Genomic DNA, 23,840 nt, shown 5'->3' with positions numbered 1-23,840 from the left:
CGCGGATCACCGCTCGACGTGCGACCCGCCGACGTCGTCCGTCTCGCCGACGAGCGCGTCATCCGGTTCGACGGCCTCGCTCGAGGGCTCGCGTCCCGCGTCGCGGACGGCACGAGCCGTCGTCGTGGTCGTACCGCCCGCGGACGCGAGCCGCTCCCGTCCGCGGCGCCGGGCCTCCCGAGCGCTCCGGGACCCGAGCGACGGACGCCCGGTGAGCGGGATGCTGAGCGGCGTCCAGCGGAACAGTTCGGTGATCGCGACGGCGAGCACGATGACGAGCACGTACGTGACCGGCGTGAGCCACGGCTGCGCGACATGCCGCTCCAGCCAGCTGTCGCCGTAGAGCAGCAGGAAGATCACGAACGGGTGGCTCAGGAAGATGCCGAACGACCGGTCGGACCCGTAGTCGATGACGCGCGCCAGGAGGGTCGAGGGGTCGCGTCGGTCGGCCCACGCCGCGCCGAGCGCGAGGAAGCCCATCCCGATCGCGGCGCTCCAGACGACCTCGATCGGCTGCAGCGGGGTGCCGGCCGCGTACAGGGACTGGCCGAGGAGCACCTGCCCCGCCCACACGGCGAGGGTGAGCACGCCGACCCCGGTGACCCCCCAGCCGATGAGTCGCCGACGCACCCGGATCCAGGTGAGGAACGCCTCCGCGTGGTCCGCGGCGACGGCACCCGAGACGATGAAGAAGACGTACATGAAGAAGAACTGCTTGCTGTACCCGTGCATCCAGTCGAACGAGTGCGGCCAGTACTTGTACGCGCCGTAGACGACCAGGTTGACCACGAGCGCGACGACCGTCAGCAGCACGTGATGACGGCGCGTGCGTCGGACCAGCCACATGATCGCCGGGAGCAGCAGGTACACCTGCATGGTCACGAGCAGGAAGTACAGGTGGTACATCGCCGTGCCGGTCACGATCCCGTGCGCGAGGTCCGTCACCAGGAGCGGGACGTCCCCGCGCTCGGTCGCGCTGAGGAGCCACGCCGACCCGACGTACACGAGGGACCACGCCAGGTACGGCACACCGACGAGCAGGAACCGCTTCGGCCAGAACTGCGACATCGGCTTCGGTCGCAGTGTGTAGCTGTAGACGAGGACGAACGCCGTCAGCGAGAAGAACACGAGGCGGGTGAAGTGCAACAGCGCGAGCAGGGCGTAGTAGAAGTGGTTGTCCGACGCGGTCGTGTGGCTCGTCGTGTGGACGCCGATCACACACGCGAAGGTCAGGATCCGCAGGACGTCGACCTCGTACAGGTGACGCGGGCGGCCGTTCTGCCGTGTCGGTGTGGTGACGTTCGTGTCGGTGGCGGCGGGGGCGGATTGCACCGCTCAAGGCTACGGCGTGATCCGATGAAGGTCCCGCAGGCGGTGACTACTCCACCGAGGCCATCGCCCGCACGCGCGCGCGCTGCACCTTGCCGGTCGGCGCCCGGGGCAGGTCCGGGACGACGATGATCTCGACCGGCCGGCGGAACCGGGTCAGCTGCGCCGCGCAGCGGGCGGTCAGGTCGGCGACGAGCGACGCGGCCGCCGTGTCCTCGCTCGGTTGCGGGATGACGTAGGCGACCGGAACGTGCCCGAGGATCGGGTCGGGGCGCCCGACGACCACGGCCTCGAGCACGCGCGCGTCGCCGAGCAGGACGTCCTCGACCTCGGACGGGTAGACCTTCTCGCCTCCGCGGTTGATGACGTCGTCCGATCGGCCGGCGAGCGACACCCACCCGTCTGCGGAGATCGAGCCGAGGTCGCCGGTGGACAACCAGCCCTCGGCGTCGAACCGCTCGGAGGCCCGGCCGAACAGGTACCGGCTCACGACCCCGGGTCCGCGGATCCACAGCGCACCGACGTCGCCGGCCGGGAGGAGCGCGCCGTCCTCTCCACGGACCTGGACCTCGGAGCCGACGGGGACGCCGACGGAACCGGGTCGGGGCGCTGAACCGAGGGGGGTCGCGGTGATCTGGCTGGCACCCTCGGTCATCCCCCAGCTCACGACGAGCGGCGTCGCACCGAGGGCCGCTCGGACCGGGTCGGGAAGTGGGGCGGAGGCGCTCCGGACGAACCGGAGACCCGCGGGGAGGTCGAGCGGCCCCGTCTTCGCGAGGACGGCGAGGACCGCCGGCACGGCGTTGAGCCAGGTGATGCGACGCTCGGCCAGGAGCTCCCAGAAGCCGGTGCGTCGGAACCGCTTGTCGAGCACGAGCGTCGAACCGGCCACCATGGTGGCGAGCAGCCCGACGACCTCGGCGTTGACGTGGAACAGCGGGAGCGAGTTGAAGCCCCGGTCCTCCCGGGTGAGCTCGTTGTGGTCGGCGACCGCTCGTGCCACGAACACGAGCTGGGGTTCGGGCAGTTCGACGCCCTTCGGCGTGCCCGTCGAACCGGACGTGAACAGCACGACGGACCCGGTGTCGAGCGCGTCGGGAGCGCTCGACGGGACGGTGCCGGCCACGACGTCGATCGGGTGACCGGTGGCGGGGTCGATGTGCGCCGCCGCGGTCCCGGCGATCGTGGCGTCGTCTGCACGGTCGGAGACGACGAGGGAGGCGCCATGGAGCAGGTCCGCGAGGCGCAGGGGCTCGGAGGTCGGCTGCCCCGTGTCCACCGGGACCGCACGACGGCCGGAGGACAGCGCTGCGAGGTGCACGACCGCGAACGACAGCGGGTCCCCGAGATCCACGAGGACCGCGCCGGAGGGGGCGATCCCGAGGTCGTCGAACACCGACGTCCAGGCCTGGACCGCTTCGGCGAAGGCCCGGTACGTCAGCACCCGGTCGGACCGGGCGTCCTCCAGGTAGTGGTGGTCCGGGTCGTCGGTTCCCCGACGTCGGATCAGGGCGGCGAGGGTCTCCGCTGACCTGCTCCCGGAGCCTTCCGGATGCCGGTCTCCGCTGACGTCGTCCACTCCACGTTGCACTCGCCCATGCTATTGCGGCTCCCTATGAACGTGCAGAGGCGCGGGATCCTCACCCCTGGGACGGCGTCGGTGCCGCGGAGCGCGTGGGGTTCGGCTCGTGGGTCTGCGGGAGCGGGAACCGCGTCAGCATCCAGTGCCACAGCGGCAGCATGCGCGGGGTGCCGTTCGCCTGGAGCGGGGTGGCGTCGTCGATGATGAGCGAGTGCGCCTGGTCGGGGTCACCGACGTCCAACCGGGTGAGGATCGCGTGCGGGTCGCCGGATGGAGGCCGCGTCGTCGTGACCGACGGGCCGTGCGGACCGTCGAGACCGAGCACGCGCCACGAGCCGCGGATGCGCGGCCCGAACACGTCACGCACGTCGTCGATCGCGTACTCGCGGGTGATCGGCGTGACACCCGGGCGGTCCATCCACGCCGCGTGCGCCGCACCGTCGGACTCGACAGGCGACGAGAACATGAGCGCACCGAGCACCGGTCGGATGTGCGCGATGAAGGCCGCCTCGCCGCCGCCCTGGGAGTGGCCGGCCACCACGATGTGGTCCCAGGCGATGTGACCCGAACCGTCCACGAAGCGGTTCCATCCGCCCGCGGGGTCCGCGCTCGACAGGTGCGCCACGGCGTCCCGGAGGCGAGCGGTGATCGACCCGGCAGGTCCGACGTCGCTGAACTGGGAGGCATCGGTGCCGTCGAACCGGTTCCGCTGGACCTGCGTGTAGCAGCGGGGGTCGTTCTCGCACGTCCCGGACAGCGTCGTCCCGAGGTTCCAGTAGTCGAGTCCGAGCACGTTGTACCCGGCCTGGGACGCGACCGACAGGAACGTCCGGTAGTCCGCGGGGCGCGCCCGCGTGGCGGGCAGGAACAGCAGCAGGGGGCCGTCGCCGACCGATCGGGACGCGAAGTCCGTCGCGTTCGGCGTGAGGCGCTGCCCGTCGACGGCACCGATCCGGAACCGACGGAAGTCATGCGTCTCCGCGGGCGGGCCGACGTGGCCGAGCGACCCCGACGGACCCCGGGGAGCCTCGGCGGTGGCCTGCTGGTGCTCGGACGCCGTGTCGACCACGACCACGACCGCGACCACGACGGTGACGGCGAGTACGACCACGAGCAGGGCATGGAGGGCGTGACGCGCGGCCGAGGACACGTGCGGGGACGTTACCGGACGCCGCCGCGAGCAGGCTGCTTGCTCCCTGACCGGTCAGAAGAACTACTCAGGTTGAGACGCGACCATGCGGTCCCACACCTCGTCCGCAGCGCGGATCGTGTCGGCTGGCGAACCGGTCGCGTCGACGACCAGGTCCGCGAGCGCGAGCCGCTCCTCGTCGCTCGCCTGTGCCGCGACCCGACGTTCCGCGTCCCCACGCTCCATGCCACGGTGGCGCACCAGGCGCTCGATCCGGTCCGGAGCGGGCGCGTGCACGACGACCACGGTGTCGAAGCGGAGCGGCCGTCCCTCCTGGGCTTCGGCCAGCAACGGCACGTCGTAGACCACCACGGCGTCGGGATCTGCCCGCTCGGCCTCGGCGAAGCGCTCCTTCGCGATGCGCCACACCTCGGGGTGGATGATCGCGTTGAGGGCGGCGCGCGCCTCCGCGTCGCGGAAGACGACCGCGCCGAGGGCCGGGCGATCGAGGGACCCGTCCGGCGCGATCACCGACGGGCCGAACCGCTCACGGATCGCCGCGAGCCCCGGGCTCCCGGGCGCGACCGCCTCGCGCGCCAGGAGGTCGGCGTCGACGACCACCGCACCGCGCTCCGCCCAGCGCGCGGACACCGTCGACTTGCCCGCCGCGATGCCACCCGTCAGTCCGATGATCCGCACGTCCACCACCTTAACGGGCGAGAGCCCGGCACCCTCGTGGGTACCGGGCTCTCGGGACGCGTCGGGCGGTCAGCTGTTCGAGCTGAGCCGCTCGCGCAGCGCCGCGAGCGAGGCGTCGTCGGCCAGGGTGCCCTGACCAGCCGTCTCGCTCGAGAACGACGACCCAGCGGACGCGGCGGGCGCGTCGAAGGGCGTGGACTCCTCGGCGATCGACGCGGCGACCTGCTTCTTGTGCGCTTCCCAGCGAGCCTGAGCAGCCGCGTACTCCTTCTCCCACGCGTCGCGCTGGGTCTCGAAGCCCTCGCGCCACTCGTTGGTCTCCGGGTCGAAGCCCTCGGGGTACTTGTAGTTGCCCTGCTCGTCGTACTCGGTCGGCATGCCGTAGAGCGCCGGGTCGAACTCGTCGCCCTCGGGGTCGACGCCCTCGTTCGCCTGCTTGAGGCTGAGCGAGATACGGCGACGGTCGAGGTCGATGTCGATGATCTTGACGAAGACCTCGTCACCGACGGACACGACCTGCTCCGCGAGCTCGACGTGCTTGTTCGACAGCTCCGAGATGTGCACGAGGCCCTCGATGCCGTCGGCCACACGGACGAACGCACCGAACGGCACGAGCTTCGTGACCTTGCCCGGCGCGACCTGACCGATCGCGTGGGTGCGGGCGAAGACCTGCCACGGGTCCTCCTGCGTCGCCTTGAGCGAGAGCGACACGCGCTCGCGGTCGAGGTCGACCTCGAGGATCTCGACGGTGACCTCCTGGCCCACCTCGACGACCTCGCTGGCGTGCTCGATGTGCTTCCAGGAGAGCTCGGACACGTGGACGAGACCGTCGACGCCGCCGAGGTCGACGAACGCACCGAAGTTGACGATCGACGAGACGATGCCCTTGCGGACCTGGCCCTTGTGGAGGTTGTTGAGGAACGTCGTGCGCGACTCGGACTGCGTCTGCTCGAGCAGGGCGCGGCGCGACAGGACCACGTTGTTGCGGTTCTTGTCGAGTTCGAGGATCTTCGCTTCGATCTCCTGGCCGAGGTACGGCGTGAGGTCACGGACGCGACGGAGCTCGATGAGCGAGGCCGGGAGGAAGCCACGGAGGCCGATGTCGACGATGAGACCGCCCTTGACGACCTCGATGACCGTGCCGGTCACCACGCCGTCGGACTCCTTGATCTTCTCGACGTCGCCCCACGCACGCTCGTACTGCGCGCGCTTCTTCGACAGGATGAGACGGCCTTCCTTGTCCTCCTTCTGGAGGACGAGGGCCTCGACGTCGTCGCCGACCTCGACGACCTCGTTGGGGTCGACGTCGTGCTTGATCGAGAGCTCGCGGGAGGGGATCACACCCTCCGTCTTGTAACCGACGTCGAGGAGGACCTCGTCGCGGTCGATCTTCACGACGGTCCCGGAGATCAGGTCGCCGTCGTTGAAGAACTTCAGGGTCTTCTCGACCTCGGCCAGGAAGTCATCAGCCGAACCGATGTCGTTGATGGCGACCTGCTTAGGAGCCTTGGTCGTGGTGGTTGTCATGTAGAGATTGCTCCGAACGGGCATTGATCGGGCCATGACGATCGGGGTCCCCCTGGCGAGCACGGGAGGTCCGTGCACGCTTCGGCATGGCGAAGTGGATGCTTGACGCGGATTGCGCCGCACCAGTCTAGCCGGGCCTCCCCCACGGTCACAACCGCGAGCGGGACCCGCGACGGCTCCGTCCCGGGACCCCCGACAGGGGGTGTAACCGCCCCGGGGCGGGGGTCATTCCCGCTCGGGGAGCAGCGCCGACCGGAGCGTGTCGAGTCCGACCCCGCCGAGGGCCAGGGCGTCGCGGTGGAAGGCCCGCAGGTCGAAGTCGGCACCGGCACGCGCCGCGGCCTCGTCGCGGATGGACTCCCACACACGCTGACCCACCTTGTACGACGGGGCCTGTCCCGGCCAGCCGAAGTAGCGGTCGACCTCGAACCGGACGAACGCGTCGTCCATGTTCACGTTCTGTCGCATGAAGTCGAGCGCGTACTCGTGCGTCCAACCACCGCCGTCGGGGTTCGTCTTCTGCAGGTGCACCCCGATGTCGAGGACGACGCGGGCCGCCCGCATCCGCTGGCCGTCGAGCATGCCGAGGCGGTCGCCGTCGTCGTCGAGGTGGCCGAGCTGCTCCATGAGCCGTTCCGCGTAGAGCGCCCAACCCTCGACGTGTCCCGAGGGGCCGGCGAGCTGACGCCGCCACGTGTTGAGCTCGCCGCGGTTGTAGACCGCCTGGCTGATCTGCAGGTGGTGGCCCGGGACGCCTTCGTGGAACACCGTCGTCTTCTCGCGCCAGGTCGCGAACTCGGTCACGCCGTCGGGCACGGACCACCACATGCGGCCCGGCCGGCTGAAGTCGTCGCTCGGGCCCGAGTAGTAGATCCCGCCGTCGTGGGTGGGGGCGATCCGGCACTCGAGGCGACGGATGGGGTCCGGGATGTCGAAGTACGTCCCCGCCAGGGCCTCGACCGAGGCGTCCGAGGTCTCCTGCATCCAGGCGCGGAGTGCGTCGGTGCCGTGGAGCTTCCGGGCCGGGTCCTCGTCGAGCACCGCGATCGCCCGGGCGACGCTGGCCCCGGACTCGATGCGGTCGGCGATGCGCTCCTGCTCGGACCGCATCCGCGCGAGCTCCTCGAGCCCCCACGCGTAGGTCTCGTCCAGGTCGACGACCGCGCCGAGGAACCGACGGGAGTGCAGCTCGTAGTCCTCGCGTCCGACCGCGTCCACCGGGGTGGCGAGCGGCATCAGCTCGTGCTCGAGGAACCGACCGAGCGATCGGTACGCGGCAGCCGCGACGGCGGCGCCACGGGTGACATCGGCACGGACCGACTCCGGCAGCGCACCACCGTCGTCGAGGGCGGCGCCGGCGGCCAGCTCGTCGAAGAACCCGCCGTCGCGGGCGTTCCGGAGGGCCTGCTGCGCCACGGCGGCGACCTGTCGCTTCGCGGGGGTCACGCCCTCGCGCGTCCCCTGCAGCAGGGTCTCGCGGTACCCCTCGAGCGCGTCGGGGAGCGCGGACAGCCGGTTCGCGATGTCCGACCAGTCGTTCGCCGTCGCCGTCGGCATGAGGTCGAGGACGTCCCGCAGGTGCTGCGCCGGGCTCGCGATGACGTTGAGGTCCCGGAGGTGGAGTCGCCGGTCGTACGACTCGACGACCAGGTCGAGTTCCGCGCCGAGGTCCGTCTTCGTCACGCGGTCGATCGCGTCGACGGGCTCCGCGGCGTCGAGGCTCCGGCGGGCCGCGCGTGCGGCGTCCGCGAGGGCGTCCGCTCCCGCGGGCGACGTGTCACCGTACTCACCCTGCCGACCGCCCACGCCGATGTAGGTCCCGATCGTCGGGTCGAGGTCGACGAGTGTCGTCACCCAGTCCTCCGCGACGAGGTCGACGGCGGACGGATTGCGGACAGGACGCTCGGAGCTCATGGTGCGACCATACCGACTCCGCGATCCGGGAGGCCCGGAGCGACCCCGGCGGACCGTCCGACCGGGCGATCGCGCCTGGTCGCTCAGTGCGCCGCTGCCTCCCAGTTCGGCCCCGTACCGACCTGGACGTCGAGGGGCACGCTCAGGTCCGCGGCACCGCCCATGCGCCGACGCACGATCTCCTCGACCGCGTCCTGTTCGCCCGGAGCGACCTCGAGGATGAGTTCGTCGTGCACCTGCAGCAACAGGTGCGAGTCGTGGCCACCCGCGTCGAGGTCCGCCGCGACGCCGAGCATCGCGATCTTCATGATGTCCGCGGCCGAACCCTGGATCGGCGCATTGAGCGCAGCCCGCTCGGCGTTCTCCCGGAGCACACGGTTCGGGCTCTTGAGGTCGCCGAACGGACGCCGGCGACCGAAGATGGTCTCGGTGTAGCCGTCCTCGCGGGCCTGTTCCACGACGTTGCGGAGGTAGTCGCGCACCGCTCCGAAGCGCGCGAAGTACTCGGCCATGAGGCCGCGTGCCTCTTTCTGGTCGATCCGGAGCTGCTTCGACAGGCCGAACGCACTCAGTCCGTAGGCGAGTCCGTACGACATCGCCTTGACCTTCGTGCGCATCTCCGGGGAGACGTCGGCGGGCTCGACCCCGAACACACGGGCACCGACGAACCGGTGCAGGTCCTCGCCCTCCTTGAACGCCTGGATGAGGCCCGGGTCCCCCGACAGGTGCGCCATGATGCGCATCTCGATCTGGGAGTAGTCGGCGGTGAGCAGGGTCGTGTACGGAGCGGCCACCGTGAACGCGGACCGGATCCGACGGCCGACCGCGGTCTTGACGGGGATGTTCTGGAGGTTCGGGTCGGTCGACGAGATGCGTCCGGTGCTCGTCCCGGTCTGTTCGTAGGTCGTGTGCACGCGACCGTCGACCACGGCGGCGTCGAGGGTGTCGACGATCTGCCGCAGCTTGGTCGCGTCGCGGTGCTGCAGCAGCAGGCCGAGGAACGGGTGCGGGTGCTGCTCCTGGAGGTCCGCGAGCGACGCGGCGTCGGTCGAGAAGCCCGTCTTGGTCTTGCGGGTCTTCGGCATCGCGAGCTCGGTGAACAGGACCTCTTGGAGCTGCTTCGGCGACCCGAGGTTGACCTCGTGCCCGATCTCCGCGAACGCCTGCTGTGCGAGCTCCGAGGCGCGCTCCCCGAGTTCGCCCGACAGGTCGGCGAGGACCGCGTGGTCCATCGCGACGCCCCGGGACTCCATGTCGGCGAGGACGGACACGAGCGGGAGCTCGATATCGTCGAGCACGCGCAACGACCCGGGGTCGATCCGGGCGCGGAGCGCGGTCTCGACCCGGAGGGTGTACCAGGCTCGTGTCGCCGCGCTCGCCGGCTCCGACTCGGGGACGAGCTGGTTCGGGTCGGCCGTGGGCATGGTCTCGCGGAGCTCGCCGTAGACGAGGTCCTCGAGCGACTGCCCCTGCCGGGCCGGGTTCGCGAGCCACCCCGTCACGCGGGGGTCGCCCGCGAGGCCGCCGAGCGTGAACCCCGCCGTCGCGAGCGCCTGGACCGCTGCCTTCGCGTCGTGCAGGTGCTTCGGCGCGTCCCCGGCGAGCCAGGTCTGCAACTGCTCGTAGTCACGCGCTCCACTGCCCCCGGGCACGAGCACGGCGTCGTCATGCGTCGCGATGCCGATCGCGCTGAGACGCCCGTCGACGGTCTCGACCGACACCCCGAAGCCGTTGTCCGCGTCGTGCTCGGTCTTGGTGCGGAGCCAGTGTCCCAGCTCCTCGTCGATCAGGGTCCGCGCGGCCGGCGGCGTCGGAGCACCGTCGTCCACCCCGCCCTCGGTCGCGGCGTCGCCGCCGTCACCGGTCCCGGCGACCTTGAACACGCGGTCGAGGAGCGTGCGGAACTGCAGGCGGTCGAACAGCTCACGCACCGCGGCCTCGTCGACCGGACGGATGACGACGTCGGCGGGCCCCACCGGCAGCTCGACGTCGCGCACGAGACGGTTCAGGCGGCGGTTCCGCACCGCGCGGTCCTTCTGTTCGCGGAGGTTGGCGCCCACGACGCCCTTGATCTCGTCGGCGTGCTCGAGGACACCGTCGAGCGAGCCGTACTGGGTGATCCACTTGACGGCGGTCTTCTCGCCCACCTTGTCGATCCCGACGAGGTTGTCGCTGGTCTCGCCCACGAGCGCCGCGATGTCCGGGTACTGGTGCGGTTCGATGCCGTACCGCTCGTACACCTTGTCGCGGTCGTAGCGGGTCAGTTCGGACACGCCCCGCACCGACGGGTAGAGCAGCGTCACGTCGTCGTCGACGAGCTGGATGGCGTCGCGGTCACCCGAGACGACGTACACGCGGTACCCCTGCTGCGCGCCCTGCAGCGACAGCGTGGCGAGGATGTCGTCGGCCTCGTAGTCCTCTTTCGTGACCGTGGTGATGCCCATGGCGTGCAGGGCCTCTTGCAGGAGCGGGATCTGCCCCTTGAACTCCTCGGGGGTCTCGGAGCGGGTGCCCTTGTAGTCCTCGTACTCACGGGTGCGGAACGAGAACCGCGAGATGTCGAACGCCACGGCGATGTGGGTCGGTCGTTCGCGCTGCAAGAGCATGAGCAGCATCGAGATGAAGCCGTGGATAGCGTTCGTGTGCTGGCCTTCGCGGTTCACGAAGCTGTCGACCGGCAACGCGTAGAACGCCCGGAACGCCAGCGAGTGTCCGTCGATGACCAGGAGGGTAGGCTTTTCCGCGTCCGACACCCGGACAGCCTATCCACGGCCGGTGACAACCTCGGAGGCCACGAGTGACCGACAGCCCGACCATCACCGGCTCCCCCGAGGGCGTCGAGCGGTACGACCAGCGCGGGATCGGTGAACTCGCCGAGAAGATGGGCATGCAGATCCTCGAGCTGAGCGCCGAGCGCGCCGTCGGCACGATCCCGGTCGAGGGCAACCGTCAGCCGGTCGGGCTGCTGCACGGCGGGGCGTTCGTGGTCCTCGCCGAGAGCCTGGGCTCGATGGCGGCGACCGTCCACGCCGGCCCCGGGCGCATCGCGGTCGGCATCGAGCTGAACGCGTCACACAGCCGGAGCGCCACGACGGGCGTCGTCACGGGTACGTGCACCGCGATCCACCTCGGCCGCACCCTGTGCACGCACGAGATCGTGCTCACCGACGACGAGGGGCGACGCTGCTCGACGGTCCGCATCACCAACCTGCTCCGCGACGCCTGAACGACGCCGCGCCGCTGGCCGGTCGCGCTACTTCTTGACGCTGAGCTGCTCGATGATCGCCTTGGCGACGTCGTGCATGGTGAGCCGCCGGTCCATCGAGGCCTTCTGGATCCACCGGAAGGCCTCGGGCTCCGTCAGGCCCATCTTCTCGTTGAGGAGCCCCTTCGCGCGGTCGACGAGCTTGCGGGTCTCGAACCGCTCGACGAGGTCGGCGACCTCGGCCTCGAGCGTGATGATCTGCTGGTGCCGAGAGAGCGCGATCTCGATCGCGGGCAGCAGGTCGTTCGGGGTGAACGGCTTCACGACGTATGCGAGGGCACCGGCCTCGGTCGCACGCTCGACGAGCTCCTTCTGACTGAAGGCCGTCAGCAGCACGACCGGCGCGATGTGGTTCTTCGACAGCCGCTCGGCCGCGGAGATCCCGTCGAGCTGCGGCATCTTGACGTCCATGATCACGAGGTCGGGCCGCAGGTCCGTGGCGAGCGCGACAGCGGTCTCGCCGTCGCCGGCCTCGCCGACCACGTCGAAGCCGTTGTCCCGGAGGATCTCGACGATGTCGAGGCGGATGAGCGACTCGTCCTCCGCGACGACGACGCGACGGGGTGCGGTGGGGGTTGCTTCTGTGTCACTCACGCGGCAATCCTACTATGCGCATCCCGGCCCTCCCGGAGTCCCGGGACGGTCAGCAGGCGACGTCGTTCCGGCGACCGGTGATCCTGCCGGGCGCCGTCGGTACGAGTGGCGGGACTCGAACCCGCACGCCGTGAGGCAGAGCATTTTGAGTGCCCCGTGTCTGCCGATTCCACCACACTCGCGTCCTGCTCAGGCTAGCAGGAGGGCCGGACGGCACCAGGTGAGGCAAGCCTGTCCATGCTGGCGGCGCAGGTCCGGTGGTGGTTCCATTCCTGCATGTCGCACGCAACGGATCTCGCCCTCCCGGAGACGAGCGCCGTCGACGACGCGACGAGCGCCGGTCGACTCAACTGGCTCCGGGCGGGCCTCCTCGGTGCGAACGACGGGATCGTGTCCGTCGCGGCGATCGTCGTCGGCGTGGCGGGTGCCGGCGCGTCGACCGGAGCGATCGCCGCCGCCGGCACGGCCGGACTCGTCGGAGGCGCCATCTCGATGGCCCTCGGCGAGTACGTCTCGGTCAGCGGCCAGCGGGACGCACAGCGCACCGGACTGGCCGCACGCCAAGCGGAGCGCGCGGCAGAGGCCGAGGACGCCGGCGCGATCGCCGGTCACTACGCCGCCCTCGGCGTCGACCCCGACACCGCAGCGTCGATCGCGGCCGAGCTCGTGCGTCCCGAGGTGCGACGTCGACGCGCCGCCATCGCCCTCGCGGACGAGGAAGCCGACATGGTCAGCCCGTGGCGCGCCGCGTGGGTCTCGGCGGCGACGTTCACGGTCGGCGCCCTGTTGCCCCTGTTCGCCATCCTGATCCCGCCAGCCGGTGCTCGGGTGCCCGCGACGATCGTCGCCGTGCTCCTCGCCCTCGCCGTGACCGGCGCGACCGGGGCGACCCTCGGCGGCGCGGCCCGCGGCCGCGCGACGGTGCGGGTGGTGGTCGGCGGGGCCCTCGCGCTCGCGGCGACCTACGCCGCCGGACTGCTCCTCGGCGCGCACGTCGGCGGATGATCGCGAGGTCCTCCGTCGGCTCGCTGAACACCCGCTGAGCGCGGCGCCCGCCCGATCGGTACCGTCTGCCCGGAACCCGGATCCGACCCCGAGCCCGGGACCCGACGGAGAGGGACAGCCAACGTGGACACACGTGCGGTCCGGACCTTCCGCGTGTTCGTGGTGACCACCGCGGTCGTCGCGATCGTGCTCGGCGGTGTCGGCATCCTGTGGCCACGCCCGACGCTCGTCGTGCTCGCACTCCTGTTCGGCGTCGATCTCGTCGTCGCCGGGGTCCTGCGGGTGGCCTCGGCGGCGATCGGCCGGGGCACGCACCGGGTCTGGCGCTGGGTGTCGATCGTCGGTGGCGTGTTCGTGGCAGCCGCGGGGCTCGTCTGCCTGCTCGACCCGGCGGCCCCGCTCGTCGTCCTGGCGACGCTCGGCGGGATCGGGTTCGTCGCCGAGGGTGTCGCGGCACTCGTCGGCGCGGTCGTCGGTCACCCGGGCTCGTCGCGCGGACCGAGTGCGGTGAGCGGTGCGCTGTCGATCCTCGCCGGTGTGGCGGTCCTGGTCGCACCCGGCCTCGCGTTGGCGGCGTTCGTCGTCCTCGCCGGCATCGTCCTCGTCGTCGTCGGCATCGCGGCGCTGCTGCTCGTCCCGCCCCGCGCCGCGATCCGCGGATGACGCCACGGCACCGTGCGTCCCGCACCGGAACGTGCCGGCGGGAGGACGGCCGGGGACCGGACCACCCGGACGGTCAGATGCCGGCGGTCCCGAACAGCAACCCGAGCAGGTAGGTCACCGCTGCCGCACCGTACCCGATCGCGAGCTGCCGCAGGGCCCGCCGTGCGGGGGACGCACCGGAGAGCACACCGACGACCGCCCCGGACACGAGCAGCGCGATGCCGACCAGCACCGCGGCGACCGCGACGGCGGACCACTCCCCGAGTCCGAACAGGTACGGGAGGACGGGGACCACGGCCCCCGACGCGAAGAACACGAAACTCGAGAACGCGGCGCTCAGCCCGCTCCCGACCGCCTCGTGCTCCAGCGTGCCGACGGCCCCCGTCTCCGACGTCTGCCGGAGTCCGGTGAGCACCTCGTGGGCGTGCTGCGCCGCCGCGGCCTCGTCCATCCCGCGCGCTCGGTAGACGAGCGCGAGTTCGTTCTGGTCGACGTCGAGGTCGACCACGGCCTGGCCGGCCTCGGGATGCGGAGCGGAGGCGTCGAGCAGCTCGCGCTGCGACCGCACGGACACGTACTCCCCCGCCCCCATGGAGAGTGCACCGGCGAGCAGCCCCGCCACGCCGCTCAACAACACGACGTGCTGGTCGGCGCCGGACGCGCCGATGCCGATGATGAGCGCCAGGTTCGACACCAGGCCGTCGTTCGCGCCGAACACCGCGGCCCGGAAGGTGCCGGACAGACGGAGTCGCCCCCGGTTCGCCAGACCGCGCACGACCTCGCCGTGGATGCGCTCGTCCGCCGCCATCGCCGCCGAGGCATCGACGTCCGCCCCGTACGGAGACCGGTCCTCGGTGCGCTGCATCAGCGCGAGCACGAACACCGAACCGAAGCGCTTCGCGAGGCCCGCGAGGATCCGGGTCCGCAGATCGCCACGGAGGGGACGCCCCACGTCGTCGCCGAGCAGCTCGAGCCAGTGCTGCTCGTGGCGCCCCTCGGCCTCGGCGAGGGCGAGCAGGATGTCCCGCTCCTCACCGGACCGCCGCGCGGCCAGGTTCCGGTAGACCGTCGCCTCGGCGCGTTCGTCGGCGAGGTACCGGCGCCAGCGCCGGAGCTCGGTCGGCGGACGTCGCGCGCGACCGTCGGTCGACGTCGAGACCACGCCCCGTGCCTCCTGTTCGGATCCGGCGGTCAGTTGCGGACGTAGGCCGGAGCAGCCTCCGCGTGGGCGTCGCCGACGCGGTGCACGCGGAGGTCGTTCGTCGACCCCGGCAGCCCGGGAGGCGAACCGGCCGTGACGACGACGCGGTCGCCGGGCTTGGCGAGGCCGTGCCCGATGAGGAGGTCGTCGACCTGCGGGAAGAGCTCGTCGGTGTGCGTCATGCGCTCGACCAGGAACGAGCGGACGCCCCACGTCAGCGCCATGCGGCGTCGCGTCGCCTCGTTCGGGGTGAAGGCGATGATCGGCAGACCGTGGCGGAGCCGGGACATGCGGCGAGCCGAGTCGCCGGACTCCGTGAAGACGCAGAGGTACGACGCCTCGGTGAACTCCGCGATCTCGACGGCGGCGAGGGTGATCGCACCGCCGAGGGTGCGGGGCTTCGTGCCGAGCGGCGCGATCCGCTCGAGGCCGTGGTCCTCGGTCGACTCGACGATGCGGGCCATGGTGCGGACCGTCTCCACCGGGTACTCGCCGACGCTCGTCTCGCCCGAGAGCATGACCGCGTCCGCGCCGTCGAGGACCGCGTTCGCGACGTCCGAGGTCTCGGCGCGCGTCGGGATGGGGCTCGAGATCATCGACTCGAGCATCTGCGTGGCGACGATGACGGGCTTCGCCATGCGGCGGGACAGCTCGACGGCGCGCTTCTGCACGATCGGCACGGCCTCGAGCGGCAGCTCGACACCGAGGTCCCCGCGCGCGACCATGATCGCGTCGAAGGCGTCGATGATCTCCTCGAGCGCGTCCACGGCCTGCGGCTTCTCGACCTTCGCGATGACCGGGAGCCGCTTGCCCTCCTCGTCCATGATCTCGTGGGCGCGCTCGACGTCGGCGGCGTTGCGGACGAACGAGAGCGCGATGAGGTCGGCGCCCTGCCGGATCGCCCAGCGGAGGTCGGCCTCGTCCTTCTCGCTCAACGCGGGGACGTTCACGGCGACGCCGGGGAGGTTGATGCCCTTGTTGTTCGACACCGTCCCGGGCACGACGACCTCGGTGCGCACGCGGACGCCGTCCGAGTCGAGCACCCGGAGGCGGACACGGCCGTCGTCGATGAGGAGCGGGTCGCCGGGCTTGACGTCCTGTGGGAGCCCCTTGAACGTCGTCCCGCACACGTCCTTCGAGCCGGGGACGTCCTCGGTGGTGATCGTGAAGACGTCGCCGGCCGCGAGCTCGTGGGGGCCGTCCGCGAACCGCGCGAGGCGGATCTTCGGGCCCTGCAGGTCGACGAGGACCGCGACGGGCTTGCCGAGGTCGTCCGCCGCACGTCGGACGTTCTCGTAGTTCGCCTCGTGCACGCTGTAGTCACCGTGGCTGAGGTTCAGCCGGGCCACGTCGACGCCCGCCTGGATGATGTCCTTGACGGTCTCGTAGTCCGAGGTCGCCGGTCCGAGCGTCGAAACGATCTTTGCGCGTCTCAATGGTGTCCTTCGTGTGGTGGATGTCGTGCTGCGGTGGCGCCCGCACGGGCGGTCCCGGCCGGACGACCGGCCACCGGCAGCCTAGCGGCCGGTGCCGCTCCGTCAGACGCTGATCGCGCGGTCGGTCGCACGGACCGGGGCCGGGAGGCGAGTGGATCCCTCGAGGTAGCGGTCCACCTCGGCGGCCGCCGCGCGGCCCTCCGCGATCGCCCAGACGATGAGGGACTGCCCGCGACCGGCGTCACCGGCGACGAACACCCCGGGCTCGTTGGTCGTGTAGTCGGCGCCCCGCTCGAGGGCGCCGGACGGCGCGAACGGGAGGCCCAGCTGCGGCTCGAGCGTGTCGCGTTCCGGTCCGGTGAAGCCCATCGCGATGAGCACGAGGTCCGCGGGGATCTCACGCTCGGTCCCCGACTTCGGCACACGGCGGCCGTCGAGGTACTCGGTCTCCGCGACCCGGAGGGCCCGCACCTCGCCGGCCTCGTTCGCCAGGAACTCGACGGTCGAGGCGAGGTACCGACGCTCGCCGCCCTCTTCGTGCGCGCTCGAGACCTCGAACACCGTCGGGAACATCGGCCAGGGCTGGTCCGACGGACGCTCGAGCGGCGGCTGCTTGCCGATCGCCAGGTTCGTCACACTGATGGCGCCCTGCCGGTGCGCGGTGCCGATGCAGTCCGCGCCCGTGTCACCGCCACCGATCACGACGACGTGCTTGCCCTCCGCCGTGATCTGGTTGTCGACCACCGTGCCGGCACCGGTGCGGTTCTGCTGCACGAGGTACTCCATGGCGAAGTGGACGCCGGACAGGTCCCGGCCCGGGATCGGCAGGTCGCGCGGGACCGTCGCGCCCGTGGCGACCACGACGGCGTCGTACCGGCTCTTCAGGTCGGACCAGCTGATGTCCACGCCGATCTCCACGCCCGCGCGGAACCGGGTGCCCTCGGCCTGCATCTGCTGCAGACGGAGGTCGATCTGCCGCTTCTCCATCTTGAAGTCGGGGATGCCGTAGCGCAGGAGGCCGCCGATCCGGTCGTCGCGCTCGTACACCGCGACGGTGTGCCCGGCGCGGGTGAGCTGCTGCGCGGCGGCGAGTCCCGCGGGACCCGACCCGACGACCGCGACCGTCTTGCCCGTGAGTCGCTCGGGCGGGTGCGGCGTCACCCAGCCGTTCTGGAACGCCTGGTCGATGATCGAGACCTCGACCTGCTTGATCGTCACCGGTGGCTGGTTGATGCCGAGCACGCACGCGGCCTCGCACGGTGCCGGGCACAGCCGCCCGGTGAACTCCGGGAAGTTGTTCGTCGCGTGCAGGCGCTCGATCGCCTGTCGGCCCTCGCCGCGCCACATGAGGTCGTTCCACTCGGGGATGAGGTTCCCGAGGGGGCAGCCCTGGTGGCAGAACGGCACGCCGCAGTCCATGCAGCGGCCGGCCTGGCGCCGGAGCGCACCCGGTTCCTGCTGCTCGTAGACCTCTTTCCAGTCCATGAGCCGCACCGGCACGGGCCGACGGGGCGGCAGTTCGCGTTCCTGGACCTTGAGGAAGCCCTTCGGGTCAGCCACGGGTCATCACCTCCGGTGACGTGCGGGTCGATCGGGGTCGGACTGACCCCGTGGGTGGGACGGATCGGATCCGGGTGCGCTCAACCACCGGTGACCTCCAGGATGCGGTTCCAGACGACGTCGCCGTCGGGGTCGAGCCCCTCGTCGACCGCGGTCTGGCGGGTCTTGAGGACGGCAGCGTAGTCGCGCGGGAGCACCTTGACGAACGCGGTGAGGTCCGGGTCCTCGGCCAGGATCGACCGGGCCAGCCCGGAATCGGTCTCGGCCACGTGACGCTCGAGCAGATCGGTGACGATCTCGGCGTCCGCGCTGTCGAGCGACGACAGGACGAGCTCGCCGGACGCGAGGGCGTCCTGGTTGACGTCCTCCGGTCGGAGCCCGCGGACGTACGCCGTGCCGCCCGACATGCCGGCGCCGAGGTTGCGGCCGGTCGCGCCGAGGATCAGTGCGAGACCGCCGGTCATGTACTCGAGCGCGTGGTCGCCCACGCCCTCGACCACGGCCGTGGCGCCCGAGTTCCGGACGAGGAACCGCTCGCCGACGATCCCGCGGATGAACATCGACCCCTGCGTGGCGCCGTATCCGATGACGTTGCCGGCGATGACGTTCTCCTCGGCCGCGAACCCGGCACCCTCGGTGGGGCGGACGACGATCTCGCCGCCGGAGAGCCCCTTGCCGACGTAGTCGTTGCTGTCGCCGAAGAGCCGGATGCGGACGCCCGAGGGCAGGAACGCGCCGAGCGACTGCCCAGCGGATCCGCGGAGCGTCACCTCGATCGCGCCGGCCGGGAGGCCGTTCTCACCGTGTCGCACCGTCACCTCGTGCCCGAGCATGGTCCCGACCGCGCGCTCGGTGTTCCGGACCGGCAGGTCGAGCGCGACGTGGCCGCCGTGCTCGAGGACGTCGGTCGCGGCGCGGATGAGCCCGTTGTCGAAGTGGGCGTCCAGCTCGTGGTCCTGCTCGCGCAGGTTCCGGCGCGGCTCGTCGTCGGCGAACTCCGGCCCGCGCAGGACCGGGGCGAGGTCGAGCCCGGAGGCCTTCCAGTGCTCGACGGCGCGGTCGACGTCGAGGACCTCGGTGTGCCCGATCGCCTCCTCGAGGCTGCGGAACCCGAGCTCGGCGAGGTACTCGCGGACCTCCTGTGCCAGGAACTCGAAGAAGTTCACGACGAACTCCGGCTTGCCCGTGAAGCGCTTGCGGAGCTCCGGGTTCTGCGTCGCGACGCCGACCGGGCACGTGTCCAGGTGGCACACCCGCATGAGGATGCAGCCCTCGACGACGAGCGGTGCCGTCGCGAACCCGTACTCCTCGCCCCCAAGCAGTGCGGCCACCACGACGTCACGCCCGGTCTTCATCTGACCGTCGACCTGGACCACGACGCGGTCGCGCATCTTGTTGAGCATGAGCGTCTGCTGGGTCTCGGCCAGACCGATCTCCCACGGCGTCCCCGCGTGCTTGAGCGAGTTGAGCGGGCTCGCGCCGGTGCCGCCGTCATGGCCCGAGACGAGCACGACGTCGGCGAGTGCCTTCGTGACCCCCGCCGCGACCGCACCGATGCCCGACTGGCTCACGAGCTTGACGTGCACGCGCGCGGACGGGTTCGCTCGCTTGACGTCGAAGATGAGCTGCTTGAGGTCCTCGATCGAGTAGATGTCGTGGTGCGGCGGCGGGGAGATGAGGCCGACACCGGCGGTGGCGTGGCGGGTGCGCGCGACCCAGGGGTAGACCTTGGCCGGCGGGAGCTGGCCACCCTCGCCCGGCTTCGCACCCTGCGCCATCTTGAGCTGGATGTCCGTCGCGTGCGTCAGGTACATGCTCGTCACGCCGAAGCGCCCCGAGGCGACCTGCTTGATCGCGCTCCGGCGCTCGGGGTCGAGCAGTCGTTCGACGTCCTCCCCGCCCTCACCCGTGTTCGAGCGTCCGCCGAGCCGGTTCATGGCGATCGCGAGTGTCTCGTGGGCCTCCCGGGAGATGGAGCCGTAGCTCATCGCACCCGTGTTGAACCGCTTGACGATCGACTCGATGGGCTCGACCTCGTCGAGGGGCACCGGCGGGCGGAGTCCCTTGTGGAACGAGAAGAGTCCGCGCAGGGTCATGAGCTGCTCGGCCTGGTCGTCGACCGCGGACGAGTACTCGCGGAAGATGTCGTACCGGCGGGCGCGGGTGGCGTGCTGCAGCCGGAACACCGTCTCGGGGTTGAACAGGTGCGGCGGTCCCTCGCGGCGCCACTGGTACTCACCACCGGTGGCCAGGCGCTCGTGTGCGCTGACCGCACCGTCCTGCGGGTAGGCGCTCGCGTGCCGTTCGGCGTTCTCACGGGCGATGACCTCGATGCCGACCCCGCCCAGGATCGACGACGTGCCGGTGAAGTACTCGTCGACGAACTCCTGGCTCAGTCCGACGGCCTCGAACGCCTGCGCCGCAGCGTAGCTCGACACCGTCGAGATGCCCATCTTCGACATGATCTTGAGCACGCCCTTGCCGAGCGCCTTGATGACGTTCTTGACGGCCTGTTCTGGCGTCATGCCGGGGAGCATCCCCGACCGGACGAGGTTCTCGCAGGTCTCCATCGCGAGGTACGGGTTGATCGCGGACGCGCCGTACCCGATGAGGGTCGCGACGTGGTGGACTTCGCGGACATCGCCGGCCTCGACGATCAGACCGACCTTCATCCGCTGCTCGGTCCGGATGAGGTGGTGGTGCACGGCCGCGAGCATGAGCAGGCTCGGAACGGGCGCGAGGTCCACGGTGCCGTCACGGTCGGAGAGCACGATGAACTGCTTGCCGGCCTCGATCGCGGCGTCGACCTCGTCGAGCACCCCGCGGATGCGCGTCTGCATCGCCTGCTCGCCCGCGTCGACGCGGTAGAGCCCCTTGACCGTGACGGTGAGCTGCCGGCCGGACTCGGTCTCGAAGTGCTCGATCTTGGCGAGCTGGTCGTTGTCGATCACCGGGAAGTCCAGGACGATCTGCTTCGCGTGCTCCGGCGTCGCGTCGAGGAGGTTGCGCTCCGGGCCCAGCCCGAGTCCCATGCTCGTCACGACGGACTCGCGGATCGAGTCGAGCGGCGGGTTCGTCACCTGCGCGAACTGCTGGGTGAAGTAGTCGAACAGCAACCGGGGTCGCTCCGACAGCACCGCGATGGGCGTGTCCGACCCCATGGCGCCGAGGGGTTCGGCTCCCGTCTGCGCCATCGGACGCAGCAGGATCCGGACTTCCTCCTCCGTGTACCCGAAGGCACGCTGCCGTCGGGTCACGGACGCCGGGGTGTGCACGACGTGCTCGCGGTCCGGCAGGTCCTCGAGGTTGATCCGGCCCGCGGCCAGCCACGCGGCCCACGGCCCGGAGGCGGCCAGCTCACGCTTGACCTCGTCGTCCTCGATGATGCGCCCGGCCTCGGTGTCGACGAGGAACATCCGGCCCGGCCGCAGGCGCCCCTTCCGGACGACCTGCTCGGCCGGGACGTCGATGACACCCGTCTCGCTCGCGAGCACGACGAGGCCCTCGTCGGTCACGAGGAAGCGACCCGGCCGGAGGCCGTTGCGGTCCAGCGTCGCACCGACCAGCGAGCCGTCGGTGAACGTGATGGCGGCGGGGCCGTCCCACGGCTCCATGAGCATGGAGTGGTACTCGTAGAACGCCCGGAGGTCGGGGTCCATGTCCGCGCGGTTCTCCCACGCCTCGGGCACCATCATCGACACGGCGTGCGGCAGCGATCGGCCCGACAGGCTGAGGAGTTCGACGACCTCGTCGAACGACGCCGAGTCGCTCGCGGCCGGACTGACGATCGGCAGCAACGGCGCCATGTCGCCGAGGAGCTCGTTCTCGAGCTGCGACTGCCGTGCGCGCATCCAGTTGCGGTTGCCGCGCACCGTGTTGATCTCGCCGTTGTGCGCGATCATCCGGAACGGCTGCGCCAGTGGCCAGGACGGGAAGGTGTTCGTCGAGTAGCGCGAGTGCACGATCGCGAGCTTCGAGGCGAACCGTTCGTCGCTCAGGTCGGGGTAGAACGGCTCGAGCTGGAGGGTCGTGACCATGCCCTTGTAGACGATGGTCCGACTCGACAGCGACATGAAGTACACGTCCTGGTCGCGCTCGATCCGCTTGCGGAGGCGGAAGGTCTGTCGGTCGAGCGCGATGCCCGACCGCGGCGTGCCGTCCTCGTCGTGGCGCTCGCTCGCGACGAAGCACTGCTCGAACGCCGGCATGGCAGCTCGCGCGAGCGTGCCGAGCTCGTCCGGGCGCACGGGCACCTCACGCCAACCGAGGACCCGGAGCCCCTCGTCCGCCGCGACGGCCTCGATCGCCGCCTTGACGGCGGCGCGCGCGTCCAGGTTGGTCGGGAGGTACGCCGTACCCACCGCGTACCCGCCCGCGTCGGGCAGCGCGAACGGCACGACCTCGCGGAGGAAGGCGTCCGGGACCTGGCAGAGGATCCCCGCGCCGTCACCCGTGCCGGCGTCGCTGCCGATGGCACCGCGGTGTTCGAGGTGACGGAGGGCACCGAGCGCCGCGTCGACGATGTCGTGACCGGGCGTTCCGCGGAGCGTGGCGACCATGGCCAGACCGCAGGCGTCCTTCTCGTTCGCCGGGTCGTACGCGCCGACGGCGGCCGGGACCGCGCTGAAACGCTGGTGGGGTGGCAGGAGCGCCATGGGAACCGTCCTCACGAGGAGATGGGGAACTGGGACGTCGAGCGGCCGACTGGACCCGGTGGTACGTCGCCGAGCGGCGAGGCGTGTGCCCGGGCACAGCCGCCCGTGACGGTGCTCCGGGCGGCGTGCGAGGTGCTGGGCCACTTGTGGTGACCCTACGACGGTCGGGTCCCGCGCGGGACCCGGACGACATCACGAGTTGCTGTGGACGTGCTGTCGTCGGACCGCGGCTCTGCCGCGGTCGGTCGGAGTTCAGCTCGGGTGTGCCCTAGCTGCGGTCGGCGGCGGTGGCGACCGGTTCCGGATCGGTGACGACGAGCGGTTCGTCGTCGGACTCCGAGTAGGTGTCGTCAGATCCTACACTGCTGGCCGCGCGCGGACCGCGACCGGCCAGGTACCCGCTGGGCTCGGTACCCGGGTGTCGCCGGGTCTGCACGACGAAGATGACGATGCCGAGCACGATCGCCGCGAGTGCGGCCCAGACGTTCGTGCGGACTCCGAAGAAGGTCTCGCTCGTGTCGACCCGGATCGACTCGAGCACGGACCGCCCCGCGCCGTACCAGATCAGGTAGAGCGCGAGCACGCGGCCCCACTGCAGGTGGAAGCGCCGGTCGATGAGCATGATGACCGCGAACCCGACGAGGTTCCAGATGATCTCGTAGAGGAACGTCGGGTGGAACAGCGTCCCGGCCGGCAGACCGACTGGGTACGCGGGGTTCGACTGCTCGATCTGGAGCCCCCAGGGCAGGTTCGTCGGCATGCCGAAGAGCTCGTGGTTGAAGTAGTTGCCGAGCCGGCCGAACGCCTGAGCGACGAGCAGCCCGGGCGCGACGGCGTCGACGAAGGTGGTGAACCGGAGCCCGACGTACCGGCAGGCCCACCAGGCACCGAGGGCGCCGGCGATCAGGGCGCCGAAGATGGCGAGCCCGCCCTCCCAGATGGCGAACGGTTCCCACCATGCGATGCCCGGCCCGAAGTAGTCCCCGACGTGGGTGAACACGTGGTAGGCGCGCCCGCCGATGATGCCGAGCGGGACCGCGCCGATCGCGATGTCGACGATGACCCACTTCTCGACGCCGCGACGCACCAGCCGACGGTCGGTGATGACGACGCAGGCGACGATCCCGAGCAGGATGCAGATGGCGTAGGCGTGGATCCGGAAGTCGAGTGGGAAGGACCACCCGAAGACCCGGTCCAGCCAGTTCGTCAGGTCGAAGTACTGCCAGGCCGTGCTCGGGCTCGGGATGCTCAGGGGAAGCATGGAGGGGCGTACGCCTTTCG

The 23,840-nt window shown here is 70.9% G+C and carries 16 protein-coding genes and 1 tRNA gene; 3 read left to right on the top strand and 14 right to left on the bottom strand.

Features of this window, described 5'->3' with window-relative positions:
• Positions 1-6: 6 nt before the first annotated feature.
• The 7 genes from DEI92_RS09215 to polA all read right to left on the bottom strand — a co-directional run bounded on the left by DEI92_RS09215 (position 7) and on the right by polA (position 10,933).
• Positions 7-1,332, bottom strand: a complete 1,326-nt coding sequence (locus tag DEI92_RS09215) for an acyltransferase (RefSeq protein ID WP_111013272.1) — start codon at positions 1,330-1,332, stop codon at positions 7-9.
• Between the two features lie 46 nt (positions 1,333-1,378).
• The gene (locus tag DEI92_RS09210) at positions 1,379-2,920 is read right to left on the bottom strand and encodes a class I adenylate-forming enzyme family protein (RefSeq protein WP_111013271.1); all 1,542 of its coding nucleotides are present in this window, start codon (positions 2,918-2,920) and stop codon (positions 1,379-1,381) included.
• Positions 2,921-2,969: 49 nt separating this feature from the next.
• Entirely contained in the window at positions 2,970-4,061 is a 1,092-nt protein-coding gene (locus tag DEI92_RS09205; protein ID WP_111013270.1) for a hypothetical protein, read from the bottom strand.
• Between the two features lie 63 nt (positions 4,062-4,124).
• Positions 4,125-4,739, bottom strand: a complete 615-nt coding sequence (gene coaE / locus DEI92_RS09200) for a dephospho-CoA kinase (RefSeq protein WP_111013391.1) — start codon at positions 4,737-4,739, stop codon at positions 4,125-4,127.
• A gap of 69 nt (positions 4,740-4,808) precedes the next feature.
• Positions 4,809-6,266 carry a 30S ribosomal protein S1 gene (gene rpsA / locus DEI92_RS09195; RefSeq protein ID WP_111009129.1) on the bottom strand — a complete coding sequence of 486 codons (1,458 nt, stop codon included), beginning with the start codon at positions 6,264-6,266 and terminating at the stop codon, positions 4,809-4,811.
• Between the two features lie 225 nt (positions 6,267-6,491).
• Complete coding sequence (locus DEI92_RS09190; RefSeq protein WP_111013269.1) at positions 6,492-8,180, bottom strand: DUF885 domain-containing protein; 1,689 nt, start codon at positions 8,178-8,180, stop codon at positions 6,492-6,494.
• A gap of 83 nt (positions 8,181-8,263) precedes the next feature.
• Positions 8,264-10,933: a DNA polymerase I gene (gene polA / locus DEI92_RS09185; protein WP_111009131.1), complete on the bottom strand. Its 2,670-nt coding sequence runs from the start codon at positions 10,931-10,933 to the stop codon at positions 8,264-8,266.
• Positions 10,934-11,061: 128 nt separating this feature from the next.
• On the opposite strand from polA, the gene DEI92_RS09180 reads away from it, so the two are divergent.
• Positions 11,062-11,406, top strand: coding sequence for a PaaI family thioesterase (locus DEI92_RS09180; RefSeq protein WP_111009352.1), 345 nt, complete (start codon positions 11,062-11,064; stop codon positions 11,404-11,406).
• A gap of 27 nt (positions 11,407-11,433) precedes the next feature.
• Here the strand turns inward: DEI92_RS09180 and DEI92_RS09175 are convergent, their stop codons facing one another.
• Both DEI92_RS09175 and DEI92_RS09170 read right to left on the bottom strand, forming a co-directional pair.
• Entirely contained in the window at positions 11,434-12,039 is a 606-nt protein-coding gene (locus DEI92_RS09175) for an ANTAR domain-containing response regulator (protein ID WP_111009132.1), read from the bottom strand.
• Positions 12,040-12,139: 100 nt separating this feature from the next.
• A tRNA-Leu gene (locus DEI92_RS09170) sits at positions 12,140-12,221 on the bottom strand.
• Between the two features lie 94 nt (positions 12,222-12,315).
• Between DEI92_RS09170 and DEI92_RS09165 the strand changes: the two genes are divergently transcribed.
• Positions 12,316-13,044: a VIT1/CCC1 transporter family protein gene (locus DEI92_RS09165; RefSeq protein ID WP_111013390.1), complete on the top strand. Its 729-nt coding sequence runs from the start codon at positions 12,316-12,318 to the stop codon at positions 13,042-13,044.
• 123 nt (positions 13,045-13,167) lie between these two features.
• Positions 13,168-13,707: an HdeD family acid-resistance protein gene (locus tag DEI92_RS09160; protein WP_181434792.1), complete on the top strand. Its 540-nt coding sequence runs from the start codon at positions 13,168-13,170 to the stop codon at positions 13,705-13,707.
• Positions 13,708-13,780: 73 nt separating this feature from the next.
• Here the strand turns inward: DEI92_RS09160 and DEI92_RS09155 are convergent, their stop codons facing one another.
• The 5 genes from DEI92_RS09155 to lgt all read right to left on the bottom strand — a co-directional run bounded on the left by DEI92_RS09155 (position 13,781) and on the right by lgt (position 23,820).
• The gene (locus DEI92_RS09155) at positions 13,781-14,869 is read right to left on the bottom strand and encodes a VIT1/CCC1 family protein (protein ID WP_111013267.1); all 1,089 of its coding nucleotides are present in this window, start codon (positions 14,867-14,869) and stop codon (positions 13,781-13,783) included.
• Between the two features lie 29 nt (positions 14,870-14,898).
• Complete coding sequence (gene pyk / locus DEI92_RS09150) at positions 14,899-16,344, bottom strand: pyruvate kinase (protein WP_111009135.1); 1,446 nt, start codon at positions 16,342-16,344, stop codon at positions 14,899-14,901.
• Positions 16,345-16,446: 102 nt separating this feature from the next.
• Positions 16,447-17,904 (bottom strand): glutamate synthase subunit beta, encoded by a 1,458-nt coding sequence (locus tag DEI92_RS09145; RefSeq protein ID WP_111009136.1) that lies wholly within the window; start codon positions 17,902-17,904, stop codon positions 16,447-16,449.
• Positions 17,905-17,984: 80 nt separating this feature from the next.
• Positions 17,985-22,559 (bottom strand): glutamate synthase large subunit, encoded by a 4,575-nt coding sequence (gltB, locus tag DEI92_RS09140; protein WP_111013266.1) that lies wholly within the window; start codon positions 22,557-22,559, stop codon positions 17,985-17,987.
• A gap of 268 nt (positions 22,560-22,827) precedes the next feature.
• Positions 22,828-23,820 carry a prolipoprotein diacylglyceryl transferase gene (gene lgt / locus DEI92_RS09135; RefSeq protein WP_111013265.1) on the bottom strand — a complete coding sequence of 331 codons (993 nt, stop codon included), beginning with the start codon at positions 23,818-23,820 and terminating at the stop codon, positions 22,828-22,830.
• Positions 23,821-23,840 lie beyond the last annotated feature (20 nt).

The organism is Curtobacterium sp. MCBD17_034, from assembly GCF_003234515.1.
Classification (GTDB): Bacteria; Actinomycetota; Actinomycetes; order Actinomycetales; family Microbacteriaceae; genus Curtobacterium.
This window is presented reverse-complemented; position numbering and strand designations above follow the sequence as displayed.

Excerpts from the sequence above, each read along its gene's own strand:
- gltB (WP_111013266.1), bottom strand. The coding sequence starts at position 22,559 with ATGGCGCTCCTGCCACCCCACCAGCGTTTCAGCGCGGTCCCGGCCGCC.
- DEI92_RS09165 (WP_111013390.1), top strand. The coding sequence starts at position 12,316 with ATGTCGCACGCAACGGATCTCGCCCTCCCGGAGACGAGCGCCGTCGAC.
- DEI92_RS09190 (WP_111013269.1), bottom strand. The coding sequence starts at position 8,180 with ATGAGCTCCGAGCGTCCTGTCCGCAATCCGTCCGCCGTCGACCTCGTC.
- lgt (WP_111013265.1), bottom strand. The coding sequence starts at position 23,820 with ATGCTTCCCCTGAGCATCCCGAGCCCGAGCACGGCCTGGCAGTACTTC.
- rpsA (WP_111009129.1), bottom strand. The coding sequence starts at position 6,266 with ATGACAACCACCACGACCAAGGCTCCTAAGCAGGTCGCCATCAACGAC.
- DEI92_RS09180 (WP_111009352.1), top strand. The coding sequence starts at position 11,062 with ATGGGCATGCAGATCCTCGAGCTGAGCGCCGAGCGCGCCGTCGGCACG.